19 protein-coding genes are annotated in these 26,174 nt (G+C 61.8%); 7 read left to right on the top strand and 12 right to left on the bottom strand.

The window, feature by feature from the left end; genetic code table 11:
* Positions 1–19: 19 nt before the first annotated feature.
* Positions 20–892 (top strand): 4-hydroxy-tetrahydrodipicolinate synthase, encoded by an 873-nt coding sequence (gene dapA / locus Q0C28_RS05160; protein WP_293573582.1) that lies wholly within the window; start codon positions 20–22, stop codon positions 890–892.
* A gap of 572 nt (positions 893–1,464) precedes the next feature.
* Here the strand turns inward: dapA and Q0C28_RS05155 are convergent.
* The 5 genes from Q0C28_RS05155 to Q0C28_RS05135 all read right to left on the bottom strand — a co-directional run bounded on the left by Q0C28_RS05155 (position 1,465) and on the right by Q0C28_RS05135 (position 8,399).
* Entirely contained in the window at positions 1,465–2,352 is an 888-nt protein-coding gene (locus Q0C28_RS05155) for a DmsC/YnfH family molybdoenzyme membrane anchor subunit (protein ID WP_293573581.1), read from the bottom strand.
* Positions 2,352–3,146: a 4Fe-4S dicluster domain-containing protein gene (locus Q0C28_RS05150; RefSeq protein WP_293573580.1), complete on the bottom strand. Its 795-nt coding sequence runs from the start codon at positions 3,144–3,146 to the stop codon at positions 2,352–2,354. The genes Q0C28_RS05155 and Q0C28_RS05150 overlap by 1 nt, the downstream gene beginning before the upstream one ends.
* Before the next feature lie 84 nt (positions 3,147–3,230).
* Positions 3,231–6,071 carry a molybdopterin oxidoreductase family protein gene (locus tag Q0C28_RS05145; protein WP_293573579.1) on the bottom strand — a complete coding sequence of 947 codons (2,841 nt, stop codon included), beginning with the start codon at positions 6,069–6,071 and terminating at the stop codon, positions 3,231–3,233.
* A 26-nt stretch (positions 6,072–6,097) separates the two neighbouring features.
* The gene (locus Q0C28_RS05140; RefSeq protein WP_293573598.1) at positions 6,098–7,123 is read right to left on the bottom strand and encodes a putative sulfate exporter family transporter; all 1,026 of its coding nucleotides are present in this window, start codon (positions 7,121–7,123) and stop codon (positions 6,098–6,100) included.
* 142 nt (positions 7,124–7,265) lie between these two features.
* Positions 7,266–8,399: a citrate synthase gene (locus Q0C28_RS05135; RefSeq protein ID WP_293573578.1), complete on the bottom strand. Its 1,134-nt coding sequence runs from the start codon at positions 8,397–8,399 to the stop codon at positions 7,266–7,268.
* Between the two features lie 33 nt (positions 8,400–8,432).
* Here Q0C28_RS05135 and Q0C28_RS05130 point away from each other — a divergent pair, with 33 nt between their 5' ends.
* Positions 8,433–9,284 carry a phosphate acyltransferase gene (locus Q0C28_RS05130; RefSeq protein WP_293573577.1) on the top strand — a complete coding sequence of 284 codons (852 nt, stop codon included), beginning with the start codon at positions 8,433–8,435 and terminating at the stop codon, positions 9,282–9,284.
* 37 nt (positions 9,285–9,321) lie between these two features.
* Here Q0C28_RS05130 and Q0C28_RS05125 read toward each other — a convergent pair whose 3' ends face one another.
* The 6 genes from Q0C28_RS05125 to Q0C28_RS05100 all read right to left on the bottom strand — a co-directional run bounded on the left by Q0C28_RS05125 (position 9,322) and on the right by Q0C28_RS05100 (position 17,132).
* Entirely contained in the window at positions 9,322–10,509 is a 1,188-nt protein-coding gene (locus Q0C28_RS05125) for an acetate/propionate family kinase (RefSeq protein WP_293573576.1), read from the bottom strand.
* Positions 10,506–11,252 carry a TSUP family transporter gene (locus tag Q0C28_RS05120; protein ID WP_293573575.1) on the bottom strand — a complete coding sequence of 249 codons (747 nt, stop codon included), beginning with the start codon at positions 11,250–11,252 and terminating at the stop codon, positions 10,506–10,508. Before Q0C28_RS05120 ends, Q0C28_RS05125 begins: the two co-directional genes overlap by 4 nt.
* 5 nt (positions 11,253–11,257) lie before the next feature.
* Positions 11,258–13,033, bottom strand: a complete 1,776-nt coding sequence (xsc, locus tag Q0C28_RS05115; RefSeq protein WP_293573574.1) for a sulfoacetaldehyde acetyltransferase — start codon at positions 13,031–13,033, stop codon at positions 11,258–11,260.
* Positions 13,034–13,318: 285 nt separating this feature from the next.
* The gene (locus tag Q0C28_RS05110; RefSeq protein ID WP_293573573.1) at positions 13,319–14,794 is read right to left on the bottom strand and encodes a PLP-dependent aminotransferase family protein; all 1,476 of its coding nucleotides are present in this window, start codon (positions 14,792–14,794) and stop codon (positions 13,319–13,321) included.
* A gap of 175 nt (positions 14,795–14,969) precedes the next feature.
* A complete protein-coding gene (locus tag Q0C28_RS05105) occupies positions 14,970–15,551 on the bottom strand; it encodes a GNAT family protein (protein WP_293573572.1) in 582 nt (193 codons plus the stop codon).
* 183 nt (positions 15,552–15,734) lie between these two features.
* A complete protein-coding gene (locus tag Q0C28_RS05100; RefSeq protein ID WP_293573571.1) occupies positions 15,735–17,132 on the bottom strand; it encodes an aminotransferase class III-fold pyridoxal phosphate-dependent enzyme in 1,398 nt (465 codons plus the stop codon).
* Between the two features lie 354 nt (positions 17,133–17,486).
* Here Q0C28_RS05100 and Q0C28_RS05095 point away from each other — a divergent pair, with 354 nt between their 5' ends.
* The 5 genes from Q0C28_RS05095 to Q0C28_RS05075 all read left to right on the top strand — a co-directional run bounded on the left by Q0C28_RS05095 (position 17,487) and on the right by Q0C28_RS05075 (position 25,456).
* The gene (locus Q0C28_RS05095) at positions 17,487–18,338 is read left to right on the top strand and encodes a 3-keto-5-aminohexanoate cleavage protein (protein ID WP_293573597.1); all 852 of its coding nucleotides are present in this window, start codon (positions 17,487–17,489) and stop codon (positions 18,336–18,338) included.
* Complete coding sequence (locus tag Q0C28_RS05090) at positions 18,335–19,666, top strand: aspartate aminotransferase family protein (RefSeq protein ID WP_293573570.1); 1,332 nt, start codon at positions 18,335–18,337, stop codon at positions 19,664–19,666. Before Q0C28_RS05095 ends, Q0C28_RS05090 begins: the two co-directional genes overlap by 4 nt.
* 201 nt (positions 19,667–19,867) lie before the next feature.
* Positions 19,868–21,337, top strand: coding sequence for an aminotransferase class V-fold PLP-dependent enzyme (locus Q0C28_RS05085; protein WP_293573569.1), 1,470 nt, complete (start codon positions 19,868–19,870; stop codon positions 21,335–21,337).
* Entirely contained in the window at positions 21,337–22,107 is a 771-nt protein-coding gene (locus Q0C28_RS05080) for a class II glutamine amidotransferase (RefSeq protein WP_293573568.1), read from the top strand. The genes Q0C28_RS05085 and Q0C28_RS05080 overlap by 1 nt, the downstream gene beginning before the upstream one ends.
* A gap of 133 nt (positions 22,108–22,240) precedes the next feature.
* Entirely contained in the window at positions 22,241–25,456 is a 3,216-nt protein-coding gene (locus Q0C28_RS05075; RefSeq protein ID WP_293573567.1) for a 2Fe-2S iron-sulfur cluster-binding protein, read from the top strand.
* Between the two features lie 160 nt (positions 25,457–25,616).
* Here Q0C28_RS05075 and Q0C28_RS05070 read toward each other — a convergent pair whose 3' ends face one another.
* A complete protein-coding gene (locus Q0C28_RS05070) occupies positions 25,617–26,048 on the bottom strand; it encodes a response regulator (RefSeq protein ID WP_293573566.1) in 432 nt (143 codons plus the stop codon).
* Positions 26,049–26,174 lie beyond the last annotated feature (126 nt).

The raw sequence follows: 26,174 nt of genomic DNA, 5'->3' as shown, positions 1-26,174 counted from the left end.
AGCTAAAGGGAGCGTGCTCATGTTCACAGGCTCTATGCCAGCCCTCGTCACCCCGTTTTCCAACGGTGCGCTGGATCTGGATACGCTCAAACGTCTGGTCGAGTGGCACATCGAGCAGGGCTCGACCGCGCTGGTGCCGGTTGGCACCACCGGCGAAAGCCCGACTCTGACCCACGAAGAGCATGAAACGGTGATTGCCGAAGTGGTGAAAACCGCTGCAGGCCGGGTGCCGGTGATTGCGGGCGCAGGCTCCAACAACACCGTCGAGGGCAAGCGCTTTGTGCAGTTTGCTGCCGAGGTCGGTGCCGATGCTGCATTGGTGGTCACGCCTTATTACAACCGGCCTACCCAGCGGGGGCTGCTGGCGCATTTCACCGAGCTGCACAATTGTGCGGATATCCCGATCATCATCTACAACATTCCGGGCCGGTCCGTTGTGGACATGACCCCGGCCACCATGGGCGAGCTGGCGAAACTGGAGCGAATCATCGGGGTGAAGGACGCCACTGGCGATATCGCCCGCGTGTCCCAGCAGCGTGCAAGCTGTGGCGCGGATTTCGTGCAATTGTCCGGCGAAGACGCCACCGCGCTGGGGTTCAATGCCCATGGCGGCGTGGGCTGCATTTCGGTCACCGCCAATGTGGCGCCCAAGCTCTGTGCGGAGTTCCAGGCTGCGACGCTGGCAGGCGATTACGCCAAGGCGCTGGAGTATCAGGACAAGCTGATGCCGCTGCATGAGGCGATTTTCATCGAGCCGGGTCTGGCGGGTGCAAAATACGGCCTGTCGAAGCTGGGCCTGTGCAGCGAAGAGGTACGGCTGCCGTTGACCGGTCTGACCGATGAAACCAAAGCGGCGATTGATGCTGCGATGGTGCATGCGGGTCTGCTCTGACCTGCAGGGCACACGCCAAGAACGACATTTGGGCCGGGACGCAGGGGATGCGTTCCGGTCTTTTTCGTTTCAGATCCTGTGGTTCAGGGGGCTGCGGTTCAGAGGTCTGCGGTGTCGATGCAGCGATTTAGTCTCGTCTGTCGCTGTTTGATTGGGGCTTCAGCGAAAAAGAGCGGCGCCGCCCCGGTATCGTCCCGGGAAAGCAGGAGGATCAGGGCGCGTCACCACCCTGGCGTGCGAAACGTCTTGCACAATGTCCGCAGGCACAAGCGCCTGCAGGGTCTCCTTGGGGGCCGGGGTGCCAGACCCGGCCAAGATCGCGATCTGTTACAGACTGCCATAGGGAAATGAAGGAAACCTGGCCCCGGCGTGCGCTGCGCTGGCAACGGCCAAGGTTTGCGTTTGAAAGACCCCGCGCTTCAACAGGTTGGCACGCGCCAGCCTGTTGCATGGTGGTTTTTCCAGCTGGTCTTTTTCGGGAGTATGTTCTGCGGGAAATCGCCGGGAAAGGGCGGCGCGATATCGGGGCAGAGTAATGGAAACAGGGGCCAGATTGGCCCCCGTTTGGTGTCTCAGCGCTTGCCGTAATAGAGCCCGACCACATGTTCGGCCTGGGCAAAGAACAGCCACCGCGAGGCGGCGACGCCTGCGATATGCAGCAGCACCGCCAGCCCGGCGAGCAGATGTTTCGCCATGAAGCCCTCGACCGGGAGAATCAGGCAGATCAGCGGCAGGGCAAAGCCCAGCGTGATGGCAATCGCCCGCAGCTTCATCACATGTTTGCGCCCAACCTCATGGACGAATTCGCGCAGCAGATAGTTGGAGCCTGTGTGGGGCGGCTCAAACGCGCGCACGCTGCCGCGATCCCCCAGGCCCGTGGCGGTGCCGATATCGGTGCCGGAGGCTGCGAAGGCCTGATCGCCCTTGGCCCAATAGGCCAGCTGCACCGCGCCTGCGATGGCCAGGAACCACGGCGCCAGGGCCTCGGCCCCTGCCAGCAGCGCCCCGCCTGTGAGGCTGAAGGTCAGAAACATCACGGGCGTCAGTGGCATGTTCCAGCGCGGGATGGTCTTCAGCTGGGTGTAGATCATCGAGGTGGTGAAGACTGTCGCCAGCGACAGCGCTGCACCGATCCAGCCAAGGATCCACCAGTGCGTGTCCAGAAACACAGCGCCAAAGGCAAAGAGCCCCATGATCAGCAGCGCAGCCACCGCGCAGATGCCTTCGCGCGACAGCCAGCTGGTTTTCCACTGGGTGAAGGCACGCCAGGCGCGCTCTGGTCGGCCCAGGTGAAAGGTGGAGGCCAAAAGCCCACCCACCGCAAAGCCGAAGGCCAGCGCGTAGAAGACAAAGGCGACCCAGCCCGTGACCGCCGGTTTGCCCAGCCCCAGGAAGGTCAGGAGACCAAAGCCCAGACCGGAGAGGGTTGTGAAGATGATGACAGAGGGTGCGGGATGCATCAGTTCGATCCCCCTTCGGAGTGGCCGGGAAGTTTGTCGAGCGCCTTGTCCAGCCAGCCCAGGAAGCCCTTGGGCTCTTCTGCGACCGGGGTCAGCAGCGGGGCCAGAACATCGATCTGATCATCGATCTGGTCCTTCGGCCGCGGCGGCAGATATTTGTTCACGGGTTTGGTGCCCAATTCCGGCATCAGATCCATGCCGCCGCGCTCTGCAACCAGTTTGGAGACATCGCTGTCCGGATCGCCCAGGTCGCCAAAGTGGCGGGCCCCAGCAGGGCAGGTGCGCACGCAGGAGGGCACGCGGTCCACTTCGGGCAGGTTTTCATTGTAGATCCGGTCCACGCAGAGGGTGCATTTTTTCATCACCCCCGCGGCCTGATCCAATTCACGCGCACCATAGGGGCAGGACCAGGCACAAAGGCCGCAGCCGATGCAATGGTCCTCGTTGACCAGAACAATGCCGTCTTCGACCCGTTTGTAGCTGGCACCCGTGGGGCAGACGGTGACGCAGGGGGCGTCTTCGCAATGCAGGCAGGATTTGGGGAAATGCACCAGCTGCGCCGCCGGATCGGGCTGGCTGGAACAGGGGCTGGGCTGCACCTCATAGGAGTGCACCCGGTTGAGGAACGTCCCCGACGGATCGCTGCCATAGGCGTTTTGATCCGACAGCGGCGCGCCGTAGTTTTCAGTGTTCCACCCTTTGCAGGAAATCACGCAGGCATGGCAGCCCACGCAGGTGTCCAGGTCAATGACCAGACCCATTTTGCGGTCGGTGTGTGTGGGGAGCTGGGTCATTTCAGCGTGCCTCCGCGTGCGTGTTCAGGTCGGACTGGGGCGCTGCCCCAGACCCCGGGATATTTGAAGCAAGAGGAAGATGGGTCATTTGCCAACCTTCCAAGCCATGTCTTTGGGGCCGGTGCCGACGGGCGAGGTTTGCGCGGGCATGGCGGGTTGGCTTTCCGCCAGATCGTCCGGGGCGGCGGCTTTTTCGATCTTCACCTTGAGATCGAACCAGGCGGCCTGGCCGGTGATCGGATCGGAGTTGGCCCAACGCAGACCGTCGCCTTTGGGGGGCAACAGCTCGTGGATGAGGTGGTTGAGCAGGAAGCCTTTGGTGGCTTCGGGGGCATCCTCTTCCAGCGCCCAGGCGCCTTTGCGTTTGCCGATCGCGTTCCAGGTCCAGACCGTGTTGTCATTGAGCGCGGCCATCTCCATCACCGGGACGGTGATTTCGCCATGGGGGGAGGTGACGCGGGCCCAATCGCCGTCGCTGAGGCCGTTTTCACGCATCAGTTTGGTCGGAACATAAAGCGGGTTACGACCGTGGATCTGGCGCAGCCAGGCGTTTTGCGTACCCCAGGAGTGGTACATCGCCATCGGACGCTGGGTCAGCGCATTGACAGTGTAGCCCTCGTTGCCGTGCTGGTCGGTTTCATACCAGATCGGCAGCGGGTCCATCGTCTCCTTGATCCGCTCGCGCAGATGCTCAGGTGGCTGACGTTCGCCATGGCCTTCGGCGGCGAGCTGGAATTTGCGCAAAGGCTCCACATAGAGCTGGAACAGATAGGGCTGCGGGCTGTCATAGAGGCCAAGGTTCACCGCCCAGTCCTGATAGGCCATGTTCCAGGGTTTGAAATACTGGGCCTCTTCGGGGATATGTTCGACGAAGAAGCCGCCGTTTTCGATGTATTGGTCCAGCTGCTTGGGGTTGACCTCACCGCGGCCGACCTTGCTGCCGTCTTCGCCACGGAACCCTGCGAGCGGGCCGATGCCGGGCTTGCGTTCGTGGTTCACGATATAATCGGCGTAGTCCTGCCATTTGGCGCTGCCATCTTCATGGGTGAAGCCGGGCAGTTTCATTTTATTTGCCAGCTGTACCAGCACCGTCTGGAAACCGCGCACGTCACGGTCGGGTTCCACAACCGGCCAGCGGATTGCGTCGGCGGCGCCATCGGCCTCGCAGATCGGGCGATCAAGCAGCGAAATGCAATCGTGGCGTTCCAGATAGGTGGTGTCGGGCAGGATCAGATCCGCATAGGCCACCATTTCCGAGGAATAAGCGTCGGAATAGATGATCCGGGGGATCACGTAGTCGCCGTTGTCATCGGTGTCGGTGAGCATCTCCATCACGCCGCGGGTGTTCATCGAGGAGTTCCACGACATGTTGGCCATATACATGAACAGCGTGTCGATCTTGTAGGGATCACCGGCGTGGGCGTTGGAGATCACCATATGCATCAGCCCGTGGCTGGACATCGGGTTTTCCCAGGTGAACGCCTTGTCGATGCGCGCGGGGCTGCCATCGGTTTTCAGCGCCAGATGTTCGGGGCCGTGCACGAACCCCAGATGTGGGCCGTCCAGCGGTTTGTTCGGGGTCACCCGGCAATGGGGCGCGGGGTGGGCTGAGACGGGTTTGGGGTAGGGCGGTTTGAAGTGGAAGCCGCCTGGTGCCTCGACTGTGCCCAGAAGGATCTGCAGCACATGCAGCGCGCGGCAGGTCTGGAACCCGTTGGCATGGGCCGAAACCCCACGCATGGAGTGCATCGCCACCGGGCGGCCCTTCATGGTTTTGTGGGTCTCGCCACGGAAATCGGTCCATTCGCGTTCGATTTCAAAGGCTTCGTCAAAGGCGACTCGGGCCAGTTCAGCGGCGATGGCGCGGATGCGTTTGGCAGGCACACCGCAGCGTTCGGCCACGGCTTCGGGGGCGTATTCGTCGCTGAGATAGCGTTGCGCCATCAGTTGGAAGACGCTGACATGGGTGATGTCGCCCATCTGGAAGGCACCGCCCAGATCGGGGCGCACGCCTTTCATGTCGAAGGGAGCCAGCTTGCCGGTGGCGCGGTTGATGACCAGCGGCGCGCCATGATCGTCGCGCAGGAACAGGCCATAGTCGGGGCTGTCAGGGTCCTGATTGACCAGCACGGGCGCGTTGGTGAACTGCGCCAGATATTCCAGGTCGATCTTGCCCGCTTTCATCAGCACATGCACCAGCGCCAGGATGAACAGACCATCGGTGCCCGGTGTGATGCCGACCCAATCATCCGCCACAGCATTGTAGCCCGAGCGGATCGGGTTCACGCCGATGACGCGCGCGCCACGGGCCTTGATCTTGCCGATGCCCATCTTGATGGGGTTGCTATCGTGGTCTTCGGCGACGCCAAACAACATGAACAGCTTGGTGTGGTCCCAGTCGGGCTGGCCGAATTCCCAGAACGCCCCACCCATGGTGTAGATGCCAGCGGTGGCCATATTCACCGAGCAGAAGCCACCGTGCGCCGCATAGTTGCAGGTGCCGAAGTTCTGCGCCCAGAAGCTGGTGAAGCTCTGGGATTGGTCGCGACCAGTGAAAAACGCGAGCTTTTCTGGATTGTCCTTGCGGATCGGTTCCAGCCAGCCGGCCGCGATGTCCAGCGCCTCATCCCAGGAGATTTCCTCGAACTTGCCGGAGCCACGCGGGCCCACACGCTTCATCGGCGCGCGCAGACGCGAGGGCGCATTGTGCTGCATGATGCCGGCAGAGCCTTTGGCACAGAGCACGCCCTTGTTCACCGGATGGTCCCGGTTGCCTTCGATGTAGGCGACGCGTTTCTTGCCGGCCTCATCGGTTTTCATGTGGACGTTGATGCCACAGCGACAGGCGCACATGTAGCAGGTGGTCTGGCGGATTTCCTCCGAGACCGGGGGAGAGGTGTTCACCTCGGGTTGCTGGAATGTCATCTGGCCTCCCTAGTTTTTGTTGTGTGTCAGGTCAGGATCGAAATCCCCACGAGGATGACAGCGGCGATAAAGATGGTTTCCGTGACCAGCAGCGCGATGGCGGCACCGCCCACGGAGAGCACCTGTTTGAGATTGCTTTTCATGCCCACCGCCGCGATGGCGATCAGCAGGAGCCAGCGCGACAGGCTGCTGAGCAGCTCTTCCAGGGCCGCTGGAATGAGGCCTGCCGAATTCAGCGCGGCGAGCACGATAAAGGCGATGACGAAACCGGGCAGCAACGGCGGGCGTTTGCCATCGCTTGGCGGTTCGGCAAAGCGGCGGATGGCGAGCGAGGCGATCAGCACCACAGGGGCCAGCATCGACACCCGGATCAGTTTGACCAATGTGGCTGTGTCGCCGGTTTCTTCGGAGATCGAAAAGCCCGCGCCAACCACCTGCGCCACATCATGGATGGTGCCGCCCAGGAACACGCCCGCCTGGATCGGATCGAATTCGAGCATACGGGCCAGGATCGGATAGGCGATCATGGCAACGGTGGACAGCACGGTGACGCCCATCACCGTGAAGATCAGCCGCTGCTCGGAGCGTTCATCACGCGGCAGAATGGCGGCAATGGCCATGGCAGCAGAGGCCCCGCAGATGGCAACAGACCCCGCGGTCAGCAGGGCAAACCGCCATTTGTGACCAAAAAATCGCGCCACCAGCAGACCAAACGCGATGGTGGCCGCCACGCCCGCCACGGTGAGCGCGATCAGCGGCAGGCCAAGATCCGCGAGCAGCATCATCGACACCCGCACCCCCAGCAGCGCCACGCCCAGGCGCAGCAACGTGCGCGCCGAGAAGGCCACGCCGGGGACCGTGCGCCCCTCTTCGCCAAGGAAGCTGACCGCGATGCCCAGCAACAGGGCCATCAGCATCGCAGGGGTGGCATAATGTTCTGCCAGAAACTGGGCCGTCACCGCAACGATCACGGAAACGGTGATGCCGGGAAATAGAATACGCCCCTGTTCCTTGAGTGTGGCAAAGCCTGTGCCAGTAAACCATGTTGGCATCTTGTCTTGACGTCCGATCATCAACTGTCCTGTAAGGGTCGTGCGCTCAGGCTAGGGGGGATTTCTGGCGGGCGCGAGGAAAATTTTCGCATGAGTGTGGAGAGACCGGAACGGTCTCCCCTTTGGTGATTAAAAGCGAGGCTTAGCGTTCCGACAGCGGCGTGTAGGCGCGTGGCTCTGGCCCGTTGTAGAGCGTCAGCGGACGGATCAGGATATTGCCGCGCTGCTGTTCGATGCATTGGATGATCCAGCCGGGCATGCGGCCGATGGCAAAGATCGGCACATAGAGGTCCATGGCGATGCCGTGCAGCTGGTAGATCACGCCGGAATAGAAATCGACGTTCACGTTCAGACCGTGGCGGGCATAGGGCTGCATCGCCTCCACAACCGCTTGCAGGATTTCATACCACTCCGGCGCACCCATTTCTTCGCCCAGCTGGCGCACGCCCTCGCGCATGTGGCGGGCGCGGGGGTCTTCCTTGCGGTAGACCCGGTGGCCAAAGCCGGTGACGGCTTCTTTGGCGGCGCGCTTTGCCTTGACGTAGGCGGCCGCGTTATCGGGGGTGCCGATGTCGTGGACCATCTTCATGACGTCCTCGGCCGCGCCACCATGGGCGGGACCGGCCAGGGTGGAGAGCGCCGTGACGATGCCGCCGTGCAGGTTGGTTTCGGTGCCAATGGTGACCCGCGCGGCAAAGCTGGAGGCATTGGCGCCATGTTCTGCGTGGAGGATGAAATCCACATCCGCAAGGCGGGTGGCTTCGGGGGTGGGTTTTTCACCCTTCAGCATCCACAGCCAGTTGCCCGCGTGGCTGAGCGTCTGGTCCGGGGTCACAGGATCGCGCCCGTTGCGGATGGCATCATGGGCGGCGATGATGATCGGCACCTGTGAAATCAGGCGGATGCCGTTGGCAACAAAAGCCTCTTCGCCCACGTTCTGGCTGTCGGGCTCCATGGCCGCGAGGGCGGACACGGCGGTGCGCAGCACATCCATCGGGTGGCCGTCTTTGGTGGCGCGGATGATATCCATCACCGCATCAGGCAGCACGCGCGCGGATTTCAGCGCGCCATCGAAGGCGGCCAATTGGGCGGCAGTGGGCAGGTCGCCGTGGATCAGAAGGTAGCAGACCTCCTCGAAGGTGGCATGGGTGGCGAGATCGTGAATCGAATATCCACGATAGCTCAGCTCTCCTTTGGCCCCATCAATATCCGACACACCTGAGCGCTCAAAGTAGATCCCTTTTAGGCCACGGTTGATCTTGACGTTATCGCTCATTGCTGGCTCCTTTTCTCCAAATTGGAGATTGAAATGACTGTACTTGAAAACGCATATGCGCTTGCCCGGGACCGCAAAGCCCGGGTTGTGTTCCCGGAAATTGATGATCCCAGAGTGGCGGCCGCCGTGGACGAGCTGACCCGTGAGGGGCTGGTGGAGGCGGTGCCGTTGGCGCCTGTGTCGCAGGCGCATGTGGATGTTTTGGTCTCGGCGCGTGGCATGAAGGAAGCGATCGCCAAACGGATGCTGGCAAAGCCGCTGTACCGCGCCGCCGCGATGGTGGCTGCTGGTGAGGCAGAGGCGATGGTGGCGGGCGCAGATGCGCCAACCCGCCGGGTGATCGAGGCGGCCAGCATCGGCATCGGGTTGGATGCGGGCGTCAGCACAGCCTCGTCGTTCTTCTTGATGGTGTTTCCCGATGGGCGCGAATTTGTGTTTGCCGATTGCGCAGTGAACGTCGCACCGGATGCGAGCCAACTTGCTGATATTGCACGCGCTTCTTCGCGTTCGGCAGAGGCGCTTTTGGGGCGTTCGCAGGTCGCGATGCTGTCATTTTCCACCGGCACATCCGGCGATGGCGACAGTGTTGCGCTGGTGCGAGAGGCTGCAGAAGCGACCGGTTTTGCGGGGCCGGTGCAGGCGGATGCGGCGCTCAATCCGGTGATCGCGGAGAAGAAAGGCATCGCGCCGCTGGCGGCAAATGTGCTGATTTTTCCGACGCTGGATGCGGGCAATATCGGGTATAAACTCTGCCAGGAACTGGGCGGTGCGCAGGCGCTGGGACCGTTCTTGCAGGGCTTTGCCAAGCCGGTTTGCGATCTCAGCCGGGGCGCGTCTGTTGCCGATATCGTGGCGGCAACAGTGCTGACGGTGGCCCAGATCTGATCGGATTTCAGGTCGTCAAAAACATGGGAGGCGCTGATCATGGCGCCCCCAACAAAGAGCGCGCATCCATGGCGATCTGGCGCTCTTCCTCGGCTTTCACCACCCAGATCGAGACCTTGGATGTGGCCGCATGAAGCCGGGTTTTTCGGGCGTGATTCGCATCGATATCCATGCGTGCGCCGATCCATTCCAGACCACGCAGGATCCGGGCGCGCACGGCGACCGCATTTTCGCCGATCCCGCCGGTGAAAGCGATGGCGTCCAACCCCTCCATCGCGGCAATCAAACTGCCGGCATGACGCAGGCTCCAATAGCAGAAATGTTCGATGGCAAAGGCGCTGTCTGCGCTTGGGTCCAGCATCAGATTGCGCATGTCGGACTTGCCACCAGACAGGCCCAGCAGGCCGCTTTCGTTGTTCAGAATCGCTTTGGTCCGTTCCAGCCCGTTGTCTTCGACCAGCCGCAGAACCGCATTTGCATCGATGCCGCCGGAGCGGGTGCCCATGGTCAGCCCATCGAGCGGGGAATAGCCCATGGTGGTGGCAATGGAGCGACCGTTGTGGATGGCACAAAGCGAGGCGCCATTGCCCAGGTGAAAGGCCAGCAGCCGCGATGGCAGCGGCGCATCCGAGACCTCTGGCAGGCAACGCACCATGGAGGCGTAGGACAGCCCGTGAAACCCGTAGCGGCGGATGCCTTTGGTCTCTTCCACACGCGGGATCGCATAGCGGGTGGCAACATCGGGGTTGCTGGCGTGGAAAGAGGTGTCGAAGCTGGCAAATTGCGGCAGTTTCGGGTTCAGCGAGGCCAGCGTGTCGATGGCGGCCAGACTGTGGGGGTTGTGCAGCGGTGCCAGTGGGGTGCAATCGGCAATGGCGGCGCGGATTTCCGGGCTGATGCGCACCGGTGCGGTCAACCTGCGGCCACCATGCACCACGCGGTGCCCTGCGGCGGCCAGCGTGTCGGGATCGATCCCATAGTCGGGCAGCGCCGCCAGGATCGCGGCGAGGGCCCCGGCATGGGTGGCAAATTTGCTGTCCTTGCTGTCGGCCCCGATGGTCAGGCGGGATTGCGGCGTGCCGATGCCTTCGGCCATGCCGGCAATGCGTTCTTCGATCTGGCCATCAAAGACGGCAAATTTGATCGAGGACGATCCGGAGTTAAGGATCAGGATTTCCTGGCTTTTCTTCGCCTGAGCGGGGGCTTTGGTCTCATTCTGGGTCATAGCGCTACCTTTGCGATGTTGAGCACCGCAAGCCCGGCCAGAAGCGTGACCACATAGCGGCGGAACAGAGTGGGAGAGGCCAGTGCAAACCCGCGAGAGCCGACCCAGACGCCTGCGCCCAGAACCGGAAAGGCCAGCAGCACGCCCCAGAGCGTGTCGGGGCCAACCAGTCCGTGGGCCGACATCACTGGCAGGGCCATAACGTCAATGCCGGTCAGATAGACCACCATGGTGGCCCGGAACACGGCGGGGGGGATGGGTTGCGCGGTCAGGAAAGCCGCAGCGGGCAGACCGCCGACCCCGGCACTGTTGGCCATGCCAGAGGCCATGCCCACGGCCACATGGCCACCGGTGCCGATGGGGCGCGACAGGCTCCAACCGCTGAGCAGCAGCAGGCTGAGGGCGAGGATCAGGGCGGAAATCACCAGTCGGGCCTGCTCCGGATCGAGCCGCGCCATCAGCGCCACGGAGGGCACGGTGGCGATGGCGGCTCCGGCGAGCAGGGCCAGGGTGCGGCGCCAGTCGATATGGGGCCGGATGCCCCGCGCCTGAAACGCTGTCATCGCAATTTCGCAGGCAAAGACGACGGGAATAAGCGGCAGCGGATTGGTGATCAACGCCGCCAGAATGATAAAGATCGCGGAAAATCCAAAACCGGAATAGCCGCGAATAAAGGCCGCCGCAAACAGGGCGGCGGCCAAAAAGGCGCCCTCGCCAATTGAGAGATCAAAAGGCAGGGGCATAGGCGTTAGACCTGCTGTTCGCGCATGTCGGCCTTGTTGATGCCAGCCACGCGGACCGGCTTCTTCATGGCGTCGCGGCGGAACGGCTCACCGAGTTCCTGGTTGATCATCGCTTCGATCAATGTGGTCTTGCCGTTTTTCTGGTCTTCGATGGCCTGCGCCAGGGCGGAGGTCAGCTCGTCCATGGTGCGAGCGACCACACCTTGCAGACCGCAGGCTTTGGCCATGCCAGCATAAGAGACCTGCTCGTCCAGTTCAGTGCCGACGAAGTTGTCATCGAACCACAGGGTGGAGTTCCGCTTTTCCGCACCCCACTGGTAGTTGCGGAATACGATGTGGGTGATGGCAGGCCATTCGCCGCGGCCAATGGCGGTCAGCTCGGTCACCGCGATGCCGAAGGCACCGTCGCCGGAGAAACCCACAACCGGCACGTCAGGCTGGCCGATCTTGGCGCCAACGATGGCAGGCAGACCGTAGCCGCAGGGGCCGAACAGGCCAGGTGCGAGGTATTTGCGGCCCTCATCGAAGGATGGGTAGGCGTTGCCGATGGCGCAGTTGTTGCCGATGTCGGAGGAAATGATCGCCTCGCGCGGCAGCGCCTGCTGGATCGCACGCCATGCCATACGGGGGGACATCCAGTCCGGTTTGTCGGCACGCGCACGTTCGTTCCAGGTGGTGCCTGGATCGTCGTCTTCGTGGGTCATCTCGGTGAGCTGCTGGGCCCAGCGGGATTTGGTTTCCGCGATGTGGTTGCGGCGCGCGTCGCGGCCTTCGTCGCCTGCGGTTTCGCTGAGACGGGCGAGAATGCCCTGCGCCACTTTGGCTGCGTCACCGATGATGCCGACCGACACCTTCTTGGTCAGGCCGATGCGGTCGGGGTTGATGTCCACCTGGATGATCTTGGCGTCTGCGGGCCAGTACTCCATGCCGTAGCCGGGCAGGGTGGAGAACGGGTTCAGACGGGTGCCGAGGCAGAGCACGACGTCTGCTTCTTTGATCAGTTCCATACCGGCCTTGGAGCCGTTGTAGCCCAGCGGGCCTGCAAACAGCGGGTGGTTGCCGGGGAAGGCGTCGTTGTGCTGGTAGCCCACGCAAACTGGTGCATCCAGACGTTCGGCCAGCTCTTGCGATGCTGCGATGCCGCCTTTGGACAGAACCACACCGGCGCCGTTGAGGATCACGGGGTTCTTTGCTTCGGACAGCAGTTTGGCGGCGTCGGCCACTGCGGTTTCGCCACCGGCGGGGCGCTCGAACTCGACGATTGCGGGCAGTTCGATGTCGACAACCTGGGTCCACATGTCACGCGGGATGTTCAGCTGTGCAGGTGCAGAGGCGCGTTTTGCGTTCATGATGACGCGGTTCAGCACTTCGGCCACGCGGGAGGGGTCGCGGACCTCTTCCTGATAGGCGACGCAGTCGGCGAACATGCGCATCTGTTCCATTTCCTGGAAACCGCCCTGACCGATGGTCTTGTTTGCTGCCTGCGGTGTCACCAGCAGCAGCGGTGTGTGGTTCCAATAGGCGGTTTTGACGGCGGTGACGAAGTTGGTGATGCCGGGGCCGTTCTGGGCGATCATCATCGACATTTTGCCGGTCGCGCGGGTGTAGCCATCGGCCATCATGCCGCCAGACCCTTCGTGGGCACAGTCCCAGAAGGTGATGCCCGCTTCAGGGAAGATATCCGAAATTGGCATCATGGCCGAACCGATGATGCCAAACGCATGTTGGATGCCATGCATTTGCAGCGTTTTGACAAATGCTTCTTCGGTGGTCATTTTCATTGCGTGTGCTCCTGGTGAGACGCCAAAAAGAGCCGGCACTGCGGCCGGGATAACTTGGTTTATGCTGCCGTGAGGAGCCGGGTTAGGGCCAGTTCTACAACCCGCTTAATGCCAGTAGCGCCAATATGCGGCGGGTTCTGGTTTTGGGTCACGCTTGGAACTGGTTTGGGCCAAGCGCGGTCGGGGAGCCGCCTGCACGGCTGAGCGTTACAGGCACGAAAGCGCCGCGGCTGGGGTGGCCGCAGCGTGCATCGCCTCGCACTTGGGGCTCAATCTGGCGTGGGATCAGCCCGCTTTGGCGCGGGAGGGGCGCAGGGCCTGCGCCAGCAAGGCCAGCCCGGGTTCGATGCGATTGGCCGGGATCGATGAATAGCCAAGGCGATAGTAATTCGCTTTGCGATGGGCCTCGGCAAAGAACGGCGCGCCGGGTTCGATGATCACGCTTTTCTGTTTCAGCGCGGCAGAGACGACAGCGGTGTCGACGCCATCCGGGGCCCGCATCCACAGTGAAGAGCCGCCATAGACGCCAACGCCTGCCACCGTCAGACCGTGCTGGTCGATGGCCTCTTCGATCACGCAGCGGCGGTCGTGCAGCACCTTTGCCATGCGGCGGATCTGGGCATCGTAATGACCGAGCGACAGGAAATAGGCCACGGTCCGCTGCACATGTCCGGGCGGGTGGCGCAGGACATTGGCCCGCAACGCACGGGCCTGGCGGATGAAGGGTTCTGATCCGACCAGATACCCCAGCCGCAGACCGGGGAAGAGCGATTTGGAGAAGCTGCCGACGTAGACAACCCGCCCATCGGTGTCGAGCGACTTGAGCGCCGGGGACGGCGCCCCGAGGAAAGACATCTCGAATTCGTAATCATCCTCCACGATCACGGCATCGATCTCTCGCGCGCGGTCGAGCAGCTGTTTGCGGCGCGCCATCGGCATGGTGGCGGTGGTTGGGCTCTGGTGGCTGGGGGTTGTGAAAATCACATCTGTGTCGTCCGAGACCGTCTCGGGCGGCAGCCCGTCATGGTCCACCGGTAGGCACTCGATCTCGCAGCCGCGATAGACCAGCTGATCGCGCAGGGTGTAATAAGTCGGATCCTCCAGCGCGGCCTTGCGCCCCGGTGCCAGCAGCAGCTGCGCCGCCAGCCAAAGCGCGTTTTGCGCCCCCAGGGTGATCAGGATCTCCTCGGGTCGGGCGGAAATGCCCCGGCGGGGCAGGGTGTGGCGGGCGATATATTCGATCAACAGCGGATCATCCTGATCGAAATAATCGTTGGTGAGCGCGGCAAAATCCTTTTGCCCCAGGGCGCGCAGCGCGCAGAGCCGCCAATTCGCATGATCAAACAGCGAGGCATCGGCCTGCCCGTAGATGAAAGGATACCGGAAATCGCGCCAGTTCTGTGGTTTGCGAGGGGTGTCGCCGCTGCTGAAATCGCCAACCAGCGCTTCGGACCAGTTCACGGTGTCCATGGATTTTGCCGAAGGTGCATAGGTCGGCGGCACAGGGGCGTTCTCCGACACATAGTATCCTGAGCGCCCTTTGGAGATCAGGTAGTCATTGGCCAGAAGTTCGGTATAGGCCAGCGTCACCGTGATCCGGCTGATCCCCAGATGCGCTGCCAGCTTGCGCGAGGAGGGCAGTTTTTCCCCGACCCGCAGGCGGCCCGAAAGAATGCCTTCGGCGATCATTTCCTGGATCTGCGCCTGCAGCGTGCCCTGGGCATCGGGGTTGAGAAAGAAGGTGTCGACAGAAATGGCCATGGGGGCACTTTAAGCTGGACATAAGTCAGGTGCAATCTGGACTTACATTGATCTGGCAGAATACTGCTGTTGCAGGGTTGGACTGGGTAAGCTGGGTTGAAACGCGCTGAACTGGACCGAACCGGACCGAACAGGATGGAAATGGGGCTGGCCCCGATCCGGTCAGGCTCGGAGGTCAGCGGTTCATCAGGTGGGTCAGGTGCGCCTTGATGACCGGCCATTCGGCATCGGTGATGGAATAGACCGCAGTGTCGCGCAGCGTGCCATTTGGCATCACCGCATGGGCACGCAGGATCCCATCGAGCTGTGCGCCCAGACGTTCGATGGCTGCGCGGCTTTGGCGGTTCAAGCGGTGGGTGCGGAACTCCACGGCGATGGCCTCCAGCTGTTCAAAGGCATGGCGCAGCATCAGCCATTTGCATTCGGTGTTCAGCCCGCTGCGCTGCACGGCTTTACGATACCAGGTGGAGCCGATTTCCAGCCGCTGATTGGTGGCGTCAATGTTCATATAGGTGGTCATGCCGACGGCCTGTCCGTTGGGAGTGAGAATGGCAAAAGGGGCCATGGTCCCTTGTGCCTGCTGCGCCAGGCGTTGGTCGATTTCGGCGCTGATGTCCTGTGGTGCGGGAACAAATGTGTACCACAGGTGATGCAGGTCCCCGTCTGCGGCTGCTTCGGCGAGGTCGGGGGCATGTGCGTGGGACAATGGCGCGAGTGCGACGCGATTGCCTGTCAGGTTGGTTGGAGAGGCCCACATGGGAAAACACCTTTGGTCTGCGATCGGATGTGATCTGTGATCTGAGACCCCTGAGATGCAAGAAAGGTGGCCCGTTGGACAGGGCCACCCTCCGCATTTTTTATCAGGCCAGATGCGTCCCGGCAGAGATGACCCGGCGGTGGCGTTGCCGGGTCTTGCTGCGGGACGTGGGCAGGTGCCGCGTCAGCCGAAGACTTTGGTCAGCGCGACATCCACTGCGTCGGTGATCCGGTCGACATCTTCTGGCGTCACGATCAGAGCCGGGCTGAAGCACAGGGTGTTGTTCTTGCCGGGAATGGAGCGGTTGGTGACACCGATGATCACCGCCTGATTGCCACATTCGGCCACAACGGCCTGCGCCAGTTTCTCTGCCACGGGTTCTTTGGTTTCGCGATCTGCGACCAATTCCGCCCCGAGGAACAGACCCTTGCCGCGCACGTCGCCGATCACCGCGTGCTTTTCCTTCAGCGCTTCGAGGTTTGCTTTCATCCGCGCGCCCATGGCGGTGCAGTTGTCCAGCAGGTTTTCGTCCTCGATGATCTTCATGTTGGCCAGAGCCGCCGCCGGGCCTGCGGTGCAGCCCCCGAAGGTGGAGATGTCGCGGAAGTAGTTCATCGGATCGCTAGCGTCGTCCTTGAACATGTTGAACACTTCTTCGGTGGTCACAAGGCAGGCAATCGCCGCGTAGCCGGAGGCCACACCTTTGGCCATGGTCACGAAGTCTGGCTGGATGCCATACTGCTGATAGCCAAACCAGGTGCCGGTGCGACCAATGCCGCAGACCACTTCGTCGATGTGCAGCAGGATATCGTATTTCTTGCAGATTTCCTGCACGCGCGGCCAGTAGCCTTCGGGTGCTTCGATCACGCCACCGCCTGCGGTCACTGGCTCGAGGCAGAGCGCGCCAACGGTTTCAGGACCTTCGCGCAGGATGACCTCTTCGATCAGGTTGGCGGCGGCAACGCCGAACTCTTCGCCGGACAGATGCTCCAGGCCGAGTTCATGCTTGCGGTACTCCATGCAGTGGGGGACGCGCACGAAGTCTGGCGCGAAGGGGCCATACTGGGCGTTGCGCTCGTCCTGGCCACCGGCCGACATCGTGGCCAGCGTGGAGCCGTGATAGTCGCGGTCGCGATACAGGATCTTGGTTTTCTTGCCGCCATATTTCTTGTGCGCGATCTGGCGCACCATCTTGAAGGCTTTCTCGTTCGCCTCGGAGCCGGAGTTGTTGTAGTAGACGCGGCTCATGCCTGGCATCTTTTCAATCAGCTTCTCGGCAAAAAGTGCCCCGGGGATGGAACCTGCGGACTGCGCGAAATAGCAGAGCTTCATCAGCTGGTCATAGACCGCTTTGCAGATCTCTTCGCGGCCATAGCCGACGTTGACGGTCCAGACGCCGCCAGAGACCGCATCGAGCCATTCTTTGCCGTTCTGATCCCAAACGCGCATGCCTTTGCCTTCGACGATGATGCGGGGATCACTGTCTTCAAAGGGTTTGTGCTGGATCAGGTGGTGCCAGACGTTGGCTTTGTCGGCGGCGATGACGCGGCTCAGATCGTTTTCGTTGAACGTGCCGTCCATGACATGTCCTTTCTATCCTGTTTGAAAATGCGAACTGTCACCGAACAGCCGGTCAGACTCGCCCTGTGGTTACGAAACGCTAAATACGGCGATTGCTCTAGGTCCAGTTGCTGGTGCGCTTTGTGTCCAGAAGGCGGCCGTGACGCGCTGATCTAGGCGTTGGTGCGGGAGGTGGCGCCATGGTCGTGACAACAAAACATTTGTTCTGTCTTTGGGGAATTGTGGCGCGGCTTGCCGCTGGGGCAGGGTCAGCGACGGGCGTGATCCAACCTGCATGGGGCGGGGCGTGATTCTTGCGATGGATGTGTGATGGAGCAGAACTCCATGACGAACTTGGAAATGGCAGATTTTGATTTGGCAGACTTTGACTTGATGGTGGCGCCCAACGGGGCGCGGCGCATGGCGCAGGATTATGCCGGGCTGCCGGTCACGGCGGAGGCGCTGGGGCAGACGGCGGCGGCGTGTTTTGCAGCCGGGGCGCAGGCGATTCACATGCATGTGCGCGATGAAACCGGCCAGCATTCGCTGGATGCAGGCCGCTACCGCGAGGCGATGGCGGCGGTCGCAGACGCTGCGCCGCAGATGGCGATCCAAATCACCACCGAAAGCGCGGGCCTGTTTGGGGTTGCAGATCAGCTGGCCTGCCTTGAGGCGCTGCGCCCGGCTGCGGCTTCGGTGTCGGTGCGGGAAATGGCCCGCGACTGGGACCTGGCGGCGCGGGCCTATGCGCTATGTGCCGAGGCGGGAACCGAGGTGCAGCACATTCTATATGGCCCCGACTGTATTGCAGAGCTGCGCGCGGCCTATGCCCGCGGTGATATTCCCACCACCATGCGGTCGGCGATCTTTGTTCTGGGCAAATATGATCCCCCCCGTCTGGCACGACCGCAGGAGCTGCGCCCGTTTTTGGCCGCGACCGCAGATCTGGACCTGCGCTGGGGTCTGTGCGCGTTTGGGCGCGACGAACACGCCTGTCTGCTGGCAGCGTTGGAGGCCGGTGGCCAGCTGCGCATTGGGTTTGAAAACAACACCCAACGGGCGGATGGGTCGCCCTATGCTGACAATGCGGCCTCGGTCGCTGAGTTTGTGGCCGCGGCCCGTGCCGCAGGGCATTGCCCGCGACCGATGTCTGTTTCTGGCGGTTCTGTTTCTGCCGATTCTGTCTCTCCCCGTCCTGTTTCTACTGATGAAGGAGCTCTGTCATGAGCCATGTGTTTCCCCGCCATACAAAAGCCAATCTGCCCACCGCCGTTACGGGCGAGGGGTGTTACCTGATTGATGCAAACGGCAAACGCTACTTCGATGGATCCGGCGGCGCGGCGGTGTCCTGCCTTGGTCATTCTGATGCGGAGGTGATCGCCGCAGTGCAAGAACAGGTGGGCAAATTGGCCTTTGCCCACACCGGTTTTCTGACCTCCGATCCGGCAGAGGAGCTGGCGGACCTGCTGATCTCGCAGGCGCCGGGAGAGCTGGACCGGGTGTATTTCGTGTCGGGCGGATCAGAGGCGACGGAAGCGGCGATCAAACTGGCGCGGCAATATCATCTGGAACGCGGCGACACGACACGTCGCCATGTGATCGCGCGGCGGCAGAGCTACCATGGCAATACGCTTGGGGCGCTGGCGGCTGGTGGCAATGAATGGCGGCGGCAGCAGTTTTCGCCGCTGCTGATCGACATCTCGCACATCGCGCCCTGCTATGAATATGTCGACCGTGGCGATGGCGAGAGCAGCTATGACTACGGTCAGCGGGTCGCCAATGAGCTGGAGGCAGAGATCCTGCGCCTCGGGCCGGAAACGGTGATGGCCTTCATGGCGGAGCCGGTTGTCGGCGCGACATCCGGGGCGGTGCCTGCTGTCGAAGGGTACTTCAAGCGCATTCGCGAGATCTGTGACCAATATGGTGTTTTGCTGATCCTGGATGAGGTGATGTGCGGCATGGGGCGCACCGGTCATCTTTATGCCTGTGAGGCAGATGGGGTAGCACCGGATATCCTGTGTATCGCCAAAGGGTTGGGTGCAGGCTATCAGCCGATTGGCGCCATGCTGTGCAGTCGCGAGATCTATCAGGTGATCGAAGCGGGCAGCGGATTTTTCCAGCACGGTCACACTTATATTGGCCATCCGGTCGCAACCGCTGCCGGGCTGGCGGTGGTCCGGGCGCTGTTGGAGCGCGGTCTGGTGCAGCGCAGCGCGGACATGGGGGCGAAACTGCATGATGCATTGGTGGCCCGGTTCGGGCAGCACCCGCATGTGGGCGATCTGCGGGGGCGTGGGTTGTTCCGTGGCGTCGAACTGGTGGCGGACCGCGAAAGCAAGACACCGTTTGATCCGGCGCTTGGTCTAGCAGGCAAGCTGAAGAAGGCCGCGTTCGAGGCGGGGCTGATCTGCTACCCGATGTCGGGCACCCGTGATGGGCGGCAGGGCGATCATATCCTGCTGGCCCCGCCCTTCATCCTCAGCGAGGATCAGATCGGCGAGATCACCGACAAGCTGGTGCTGGCGATGGAGCAGGTGCTGCCCGAGCGGGTCTGATCGCGGAAGGGTTTAACGGCATTCCCCCGAATTTCGTGTTCATATGAGCGGGGGAATGTCAGCTTTGGCAGGGTTTGATCGCAGGAAGATATATCTTCGTTGTCATAATGTGAAATTTTTCTGAGTTTGATGTGGTTTTTGAAAGCAAACTTGCATCTCTCACGGGGTATTTTTTGGGTTCTACGATAAGGAACCGATCAAATGACCACTTTTTCCCCCGCTGATGATCTGCTTGACCGTTTTGCCGCGTCCTTGTCCGGCCCCGATTGTCTGGACCGATTGCGGCAGGGGGTGATTGGCGAGGGGGCGCCTGTGCCGGGGGCAAATGGCCCTTTGGCGCTGGTCTATGCCGATTATGTCGCCTCCGGTCGCGCCCTGCGTCAGGTGGAGGAATTCGTGCTGAATGAGGTGCTGCCCTATTACGCCAACAGCCACACTGAGGCGTCTTATTGCGGCAGTTTCATGACCCGGATGCGCAAGGCGGCGCGCCAGACGATTGCCCGGATTTGTGGCGCGGATGACCGCTTTGCCACGGTGTTCACCGGGTCTGGGGCCACGGCTGGGCTCAACCGGTTGGTGCATCTTTTGGGCGTGTCGGATGCGGTGACAGCGGGCCGTCGCCCGCTGATCATTCTGGGCCCTTACGAACATCACTCCAACATTCTGCCCTGGCGCGAGAGCGGCGCGGAGGTGGTCGAAGTCCCCGAGGCCGCCACAGGTGGGCCGGATCTGGATGCGCTGGAGCAGTTGCTGCAAGAGGCGGCATCGCCGGATCGGTTGATCGTTGGGGCGTTTTCTGCGGCCTCCAATGTCACCGGGATTGTCACCGACACCGATGCTGTCAGCCGTCTGTTGCGCCGCTATGGGGCGCGGGTGGTCTGGGATTATGCCGGTGGTGGGCCCTATCTGCCGATGGATATGGCCGCGGGCACGGACGCGGAAAAAGATGCGATCGTGTTTTCGGCGCATAAATTCCTGGGTGGTCCTGGCGCGTCCGGTGTGATGATCCTGCGCCGCGACGCGGCGGTGCGCAGCAGGCCGACCTTGCCCGGAGGCGGCACCGTGACCTTCGTGTCGCCATGGCAGCATGACTACAACCCGGATCTGGTGGTGCGCGAAGAGGCGGGCACCCCCAATGTGGTGGGGGATATTCGCGCGGCCCTGTGTCTTTTGGTGAAAGAGGCGATGGGCGCTGATTTTCTGCGCCGCCGTCAGGAAGAGCTGCGCCAGCGCGCGTTGCGGGGGTGGCGTGGTCTGGAGACGCTGCAGATCCTGGGCAATCCCGACGCGACCGAGCGCTTGCCGATCTTCTCGCTGCAGCTGCGCGATCCAAACAGTGGTGCGCTGGTGCATCAGCAATTGGTCACCCGGATGTTGTCGGATGTCTATGGCGTGCAGGCCCGCGGGGGCTGTGCCTGTGCGGGTCCTTATGCCCATCGTCTGCTTGATATCGAACCGCCGCGTTCGGCCCAGATGCGGGCGGCCATTCTGGCGGGGCAGGAGATGGAGAAACCGGGGTGGACCCGGCTCAACTTCTCGGCGTTGTTGAGCGATGAGAAAGCGGATGTGATCATTGATGCGGTGCGCGCACTGGCGCTGGATCCCGGCCAGCACAGTGGCGCCTATCAGGCCGATCCTGCGACTGCGCGGTTTCAGCGGAATGTGGCCTGATGTGCCGACTGTTGGCCTGGCAGGGCAGCCCGCGATATCTGGAGGATCTGGTGTTTGTGCCAGAACATTCGCTGGTCCATCAAAGCCGTCACGCGCTGATTTGCAAAACGCCGATCAATGCCGATGGGTTCGGGCTGGCGTGGTATTCGGAGCGGGCTGAGCCGTGCCTCTATAAGGACACGCATCCGGCCTGGTCCGATCCAAACCTGGCGCAGCTGTCGCGGCACACCAAGACGGGGTTGTTTCTGGCCCATGTCCGCGCCTCCACTGGCACTGCGGTGTCGCGCAACAATTGCCATCCGTTTGCCTGCGGGCGCTGGAGTTTTATGCACAACGGGCAGGCGGGCGGACATATGCAGTTTCGCAAACAGCTGGATATGCTGATCCCCGATCAGATCTATGACAGCCGTTTGGGTGGCACCGAGAGCGAGGCAATTTTCCTGATCGCGCTGGGCCTGGGGCTGGATCGAGATCCTATCGGTGCTGTCGCCATGGCGGTGCAGCAGGTCGAGGCGCTGTCGCGCAGCTCTGGCAGCCTGCCGCATATGCGTTTCGGGGCCTGCTGGTCGGATGGCGCGCGTTTGTTTGCCGCGCGCTATGCCTCTGATCGTCATGCGCCCAGTCTTTATTATCGCTGCTACGAGGATGGTGTCATCGTCACCTCAGAGCCGCTGGACAGCCAGACCGATGATTGGGTTGAGGTGCAACCGGGGTACGCGTTGATCATCGAGGGGGGAGCAGTTCAAGAAGTGCCTTTCCTACCGCGATGATCGCAGCAAGATTGTATGTAATAAAAACATATAGTTAAATGAATATCTGAAAAATTGGATGTTGGAGCCTATTCCAACATCGCCGTTCTGCGATAGAACCTGTACCAGCCATATCCTGTGACAGGTCTTCGCCATGCCCCTTCGTTTGTTTTCCACCCGCTCCCGGCCCATGCATATGGGGCCATTTCCGATGGAGCGGTTGCAGCCGGGGGCTTTGCCGGATCTGACAGCTGTGCCGCGGTTTCAACCGCTGACCTTTGCGCGGCCCGATGCGCCGGCCTCCATCGTGAATGCGATGGGCGAGTATCAGGCGATGATGGATGCGATCCGCGATGGGCTGGTGAACAAGGCGCAGGCCGATTGCCCCAGCGATCCGATGCAGCGCGCCCAGCATATCAAATCCTTTGGCTATTTTTGTGATGCTGCCATGGTTGGCATTGGTCCGATGCCTGCCTCTGCCCGGCTGGATGTGCCCTATCGCAACCCGGATATCGACCGGTTGGCCCATGATCTGAAAACGCGGCAGACCAAGACGCTGGCCTCTGGCATCGACATGATCATGGCGGATCTGCGCGATGCGATGGAGGCACCGCCCACCACCATCGGCGATCACACCCATTCGATTGTCTTTCTATATGAAATGCCACGGGATCCGCGCCCTGATGAAGCGGGCTGCGAGTGGCTGGAGGGGGCAGAGCGCCACCGCGCCTGCCTGCGTGCGGCGGAAACGGCCGTGGTGTTGGCCAACTACATTCGACTGCTCGGTTGGGATGCAAAGGCACATACCGGCACATCGTCAGATGTGGATCTGAACCAACTGACCGTGGCGGCAGGGCTTGCGACGGTGGAGGATGGCAAGCTGGTCAATCCCTATCTGGGCACGCGGTTTGGGGTTGCGGTGGTCACGACAGATTTCGATCTGGCGCAGGATCAGCCGTTGCTGCCCCAGGCGCAGCAGCCGGTGATGCAGGTGAAAGGGCCGAAATGGTGGCTCGGTCTCGATTCGCAGCGGTCGGCGCTGAATGGTGATCCTTTCGCGAGCCGGGATTTCCGCGATGGGCCGCATCCGTTTGAAACGCTCAAACGGGTGGAAGATCCCACCACCTATATTGACGAGCCGCGGGTGGCGCGCGTGCCCAAACGCGCCGACATGTTCGCCCGCAGTCAGTTCGGCGATATGGGCAAGACCAACCAAAAGGCCTCGACCGGCGGGTTTTACGTGCGCAAGGCGGCACCCTCGATGGCGCAACGGCGGATGCTGGGGGCGTTTGTGCTGCTGCAGGATGGTGTGCCTGCGGTGCCAGGTCTGCGGCCAAGCGATGCGGAACGCAACGCGGCAAATGTGAAGGCGACCAGCTATTGGCTCGGTATTGATGCGGTTGGGATCAGCCGCTGCCCGGAGTGGAGCTGGTACAGCCATGATGCCACCGGGGCCGAAATCCATCCGGAGCATGATCAGGCCATTTCGATGATCGTTGATCAGGGCTTTGACACCACCGAAGGCACCTCGGGCGATGATTGGATCGCTGTGGCGCAATCGATGCGGGCCTATCTACGGTTTTCGTTGCTGGGCGGGGTTATTGCGCGGCAGATCCGCAACCTCGGCTATAAGGCAAAGGCGCACACTGTGATGGATGGCGAGGTGTTGCAGCCGCCGCTTTTGTTGTTGTCGGGGCTGGGGGAAGTGAGCCGCATTGGCGAGGTGATCCTGAACCCGTTCCTGGGACCGCGGCTGAAATCCGGGGTTGTGACCACTGATATGCCGATGGCGCATGACAAGCCGATTGATTTTGGCCTGCAGGCGTTTTGCGAGGCTTGCAACAAATGTGCGCGCGAATGCCCGTCCGGTGCCATCACGGCAGGGCCGAAACTGATGTTCAACGGCTATGAGATTTGGAAATCGGACAGTCAGAAATGCACCACCTATCGGATCACCACGCCCGGTGGTGCCATGTGCGGGCGCTGCATGAAGACCTGCCCTTGGAACCTAGAGGGGATCTTCAAGGAAAAACCCTTCCGTTGGGCGGCGATGAACATGCCATCGGCGGCGCCTGCGCTGGCGCGGCTGGATGATATGGCGGGCAACGGCGAGATGAACCCGGCCAAGAAATGGTGGTGGGATCTGGAACTGGAAGAGGACGGCGGCTATCGCCCGACGCGCCACCCGGTCAACGCCCGCAAGCTGCAGAAGGATCTGGATCTGCGCTACGAGGATCAGACGCTGGCCGTCTATCCCGCGCATCTGGCACCGCATCCCTGGCCTTATCCCTTCCCGATGGACCGGGAGGCCGGGATCGAGGCCTATCAGGCGATGGTCACGGCGGAGGAATACAAGGCCCGCCGCGCCCGTGGCGAAACTGGCGATTGGGATCACATCTACACCAGCGACGGAGACAGCCCTGTGCTGCGGGTCGTGGTGTCCAAGGTCGAGGTGATGAGCCGGGGTGTAACGAAATACGAATTTCAAAGCCTTGATGGCAGCCCGCTGCCGGAATGGACGGCTGGGGCCCATCTGGACATTGTGGTCGCGCCGGAGTTCCTGCGCCAATATTCCATGTCGGGTGATCCGGCGGATCGGTCGACCTATCAGATCGGGGTTCTGCGAGAAGAGAGCGGGCGGGGCGGTTCAAAGCTGTTGCACCGGATCTTCACCGAAGGTCGCAAGGTGTTTATCTCGCGCCCGATCAACCACTTCCCGCTGGAGGAGACGGCCAGCCGCAGTTTCCTGATGGGCGGCGGTATCGGGGTGACACCGATGATTGCCATGGCGCATCGACTGCATGCTTTGGGGCGGCCGTTTGAATTGCACTACTCGGTGTCCAGCCGGGAAGATGCGGGATATCTGGCAGATCTGGCAGCGATGCCCTGGGCCGCGCAGGTACAGGTGCATGTCTCCGACGAAGGCAGCCGCGCGGATTTGGACCAGATCCTGGCAGGCTATGCGCCGGGGTGTCATGTCTATACCTGTGGGCCGGATCGCTACATGAGCGGGGTGATGGAGGCGGCCGAGCGTCAAGGCTTCCCGGAGGAGGCCCGTCATCTGGAGTATTTCTCGGTGCCGGAGGTGCCGGAATATGAAAACCACGACTTCACGCTGAAGCTGGCCCGGTCTGGCAAAGAGCTGCAGGTGCCTGCCGACAAGACCGCCACGGATGTGCTGGCGGAACATGGCATACATATTGATGTGAAATGTTCCGATGGCATCTGCGGCGTGTGCAAATGCGGCTTGGTCTCGGGCGAGGTGGAGCACCGCGATTTTGTGCTGTCGAAATCCCAGCGTCAGGATGCCGTGATCCTGTGCCAGTCACGTGCGGCCCAAAAGGACGGTGTGATCGAAGTCGATCTGTGATCCCAGCTCTGTCACCCCAGCTCTGTGATCCCAGCAAAGAGGATCACTGGGGGCGTGCGGTATCGGCGACCAGCCGACTGTGCGGCGCCGCAGGGGATGACAGCCTGCTGATCGTGGCAACAGGCTGCCAAGTGCGTCGAGCTGCCGGTATTTACCGCGCTCAGTTTCCTTTGATCAGTTCCGCCGACTGGGTCAGCGCCTCTGCCAGTTTCTCCTCGGAGATGGGTTTTTGGATCACCGGGCAGGGAGGGTATGCGTCGATCACATCCGGTGAGGCGCCATAGCCCGTGGTCAGCACAAAGGGAATGCCCAATTCCGCCAGCACCTTGGCGACCTCGAGCGATTGTTCTGCACCCAGATTTACATCCAGAACCGCATATTCAAACGTGTCGGTCTGCAGTTGGGTCAGGGCCGATTTGATCGAAGACGCACGGCTGACCGCGAAAAATCCGAGATCTTCCAGCATGGCTGAGACGTCCATGGCGATGATCAGGCTGTCTTCGACCACCAGGGCTTTGCCGCCGAGGGAGATTTTGGGTGCGCTGGAGATCATTCGGCTGTGGTTGGCGATCTCTTCGTCTAGGCAGCACACCTATAAATTCCTTATCATTCGTATTGGCTTGTGCTTCATTTCCAGCAAAACAACATGCTGGGGTGTGAAAATGGCGCGTTCGGACATGAGCGATCTGGAGTGGGAGTTCATCAAGGCAGTCTTGCC

It is taken from the genome of Phaeobacter sp., from assembly GCF_022825805.1.
Lineage (GTDB): Bacteria > Pseudomonadota > Alphaproteobacteria > Rhodobacterales > Rhodobacteraceae > Phaeobacter.
The sequence above is the reverse complement of the archived record's forward strand: the minus strand, read 5'-3'. Positions and strand labels throughout refer to the sequence as shown.

Bases quoted from the DNA above. Each gene is read 5' to 3' on its own strand.
- dapA (WP_293573582.1), top strand. From the start codon at position 20: ATGTTCACAGGCTCTATGCCAGCCCTCGTCACCCCGTTTTCCAACGGT.
- Q0C28_RS05155 (WP_293573581.1), bottom strand. From the start codon at position 2,352: ATGCATCCCGCACCCTCTGTCATCATCTTCACAACCCTCTCCGGTCTG.
- Q0C28_RS05150 (WP_293573580.1), bottom strand. From the start codon at position 3,146: ATGACCCAGCTCCCCACACACACCGACCGCAAAATGGGTCTGGTCATT.
- Q0C28_RS05145 (WP_293573579.1), bottom strand. From the start codon at position 6,071: ATGACATTCCAGCAACCCGAGGTGAACACCTCTCCCCCGGTCTCGGAG.
- Q0C28_RS05140 (WP_293573598.1), bottom strand. From the start codon at position 7,123: ATGCCAACATGGTTTACTGGCACAGGCTTTGCCACACTCAAGGAACAG.
- Q0C28_RS05135 (WP_293573578.1), bottom strand. From the start codon at position 8,399: ATGAGCGATAACGTCAAGATCAACCGTGGCCTAAAAGGGATCTACTTT.
- Q0C28_RS05130 (WP_293573577.1), top strand. From the start codon at position 8,433: ATGACTGTACTTGAAAACGCATATGCGCTTGCCCGGGACCGCAAAGCC.
- Q0C28_RS05125 (WP_293573576.1), bottom strand. From the start codon at position 10,509: ATGACCCAGAATGAGACCAAAGCCCCCGCTCAGGCGAAGAAAAGCCAG.
- Q0C28_RS05120 (WP_293573575.1), bottom strand. From the start codon at position 11,252: ATGCCCCTGCCTTTTGATCTCTCAATTGGCGAGGGCGCCTTTTTGGCC.
- xsc (WP_293573574.1), bottom strand. From the start codon at position 13,033: ATGAAAATGACCACCGAAGAAGCATTTGTCAAAACGCTGCAAATGCAT.
- Q0C28_RS05110 (WP_293573573.1), bottom strand. From the start codon at position 14,794: ATGGCCATTTCTGTCGACACCTTCTTTCTCAACCCCGATGCCCAGGGC.
- Q0C28_RS05105 (WP_293573572.1), bottom strand. From the start codon at position 15,551: ATGTGGGCCTCTCCAACCAACCTGACAGGCAATCGCGTCGCACTCGCG.
- Q0C28_RS05100 (WP_293573571.1), bottom strand. From the start codon at position 17,132: ATGGACGGCACGTTCAACGAAAACGATCTGAGCCGCGTCATCGCCGCC.
- Q0C28_RS05090 (WP_293573570.1), top strand. From the start codon at position 18,335: ATGAGCCATGTGTTTCCCCGCCATACAAAAGCCAATCTGCCCACCGCC.
- Q0C28_RS05085 (WP_293573569.1), top strand. From the start codon at position 19,868: ATGACCACTTTTTCCCCCGCTGATGATCTGCTTGACCGTTTTGCCGCG.
- Q0C28_RS05080 (WP_293573568.1), top strand. From the start codon at position 21,337: ATGTGCCGACTGTTGGCCTGGCAGGGCAGCCCGCGATATCTGGAGGAT.
- Q0C28_RS05075 (WP_293573567.1), top strand. From the start codon at position 22,241: ATGCCCCTTCGTTTGTTTTCCACCCGCTCCCGGCCCATGCATATGGGG.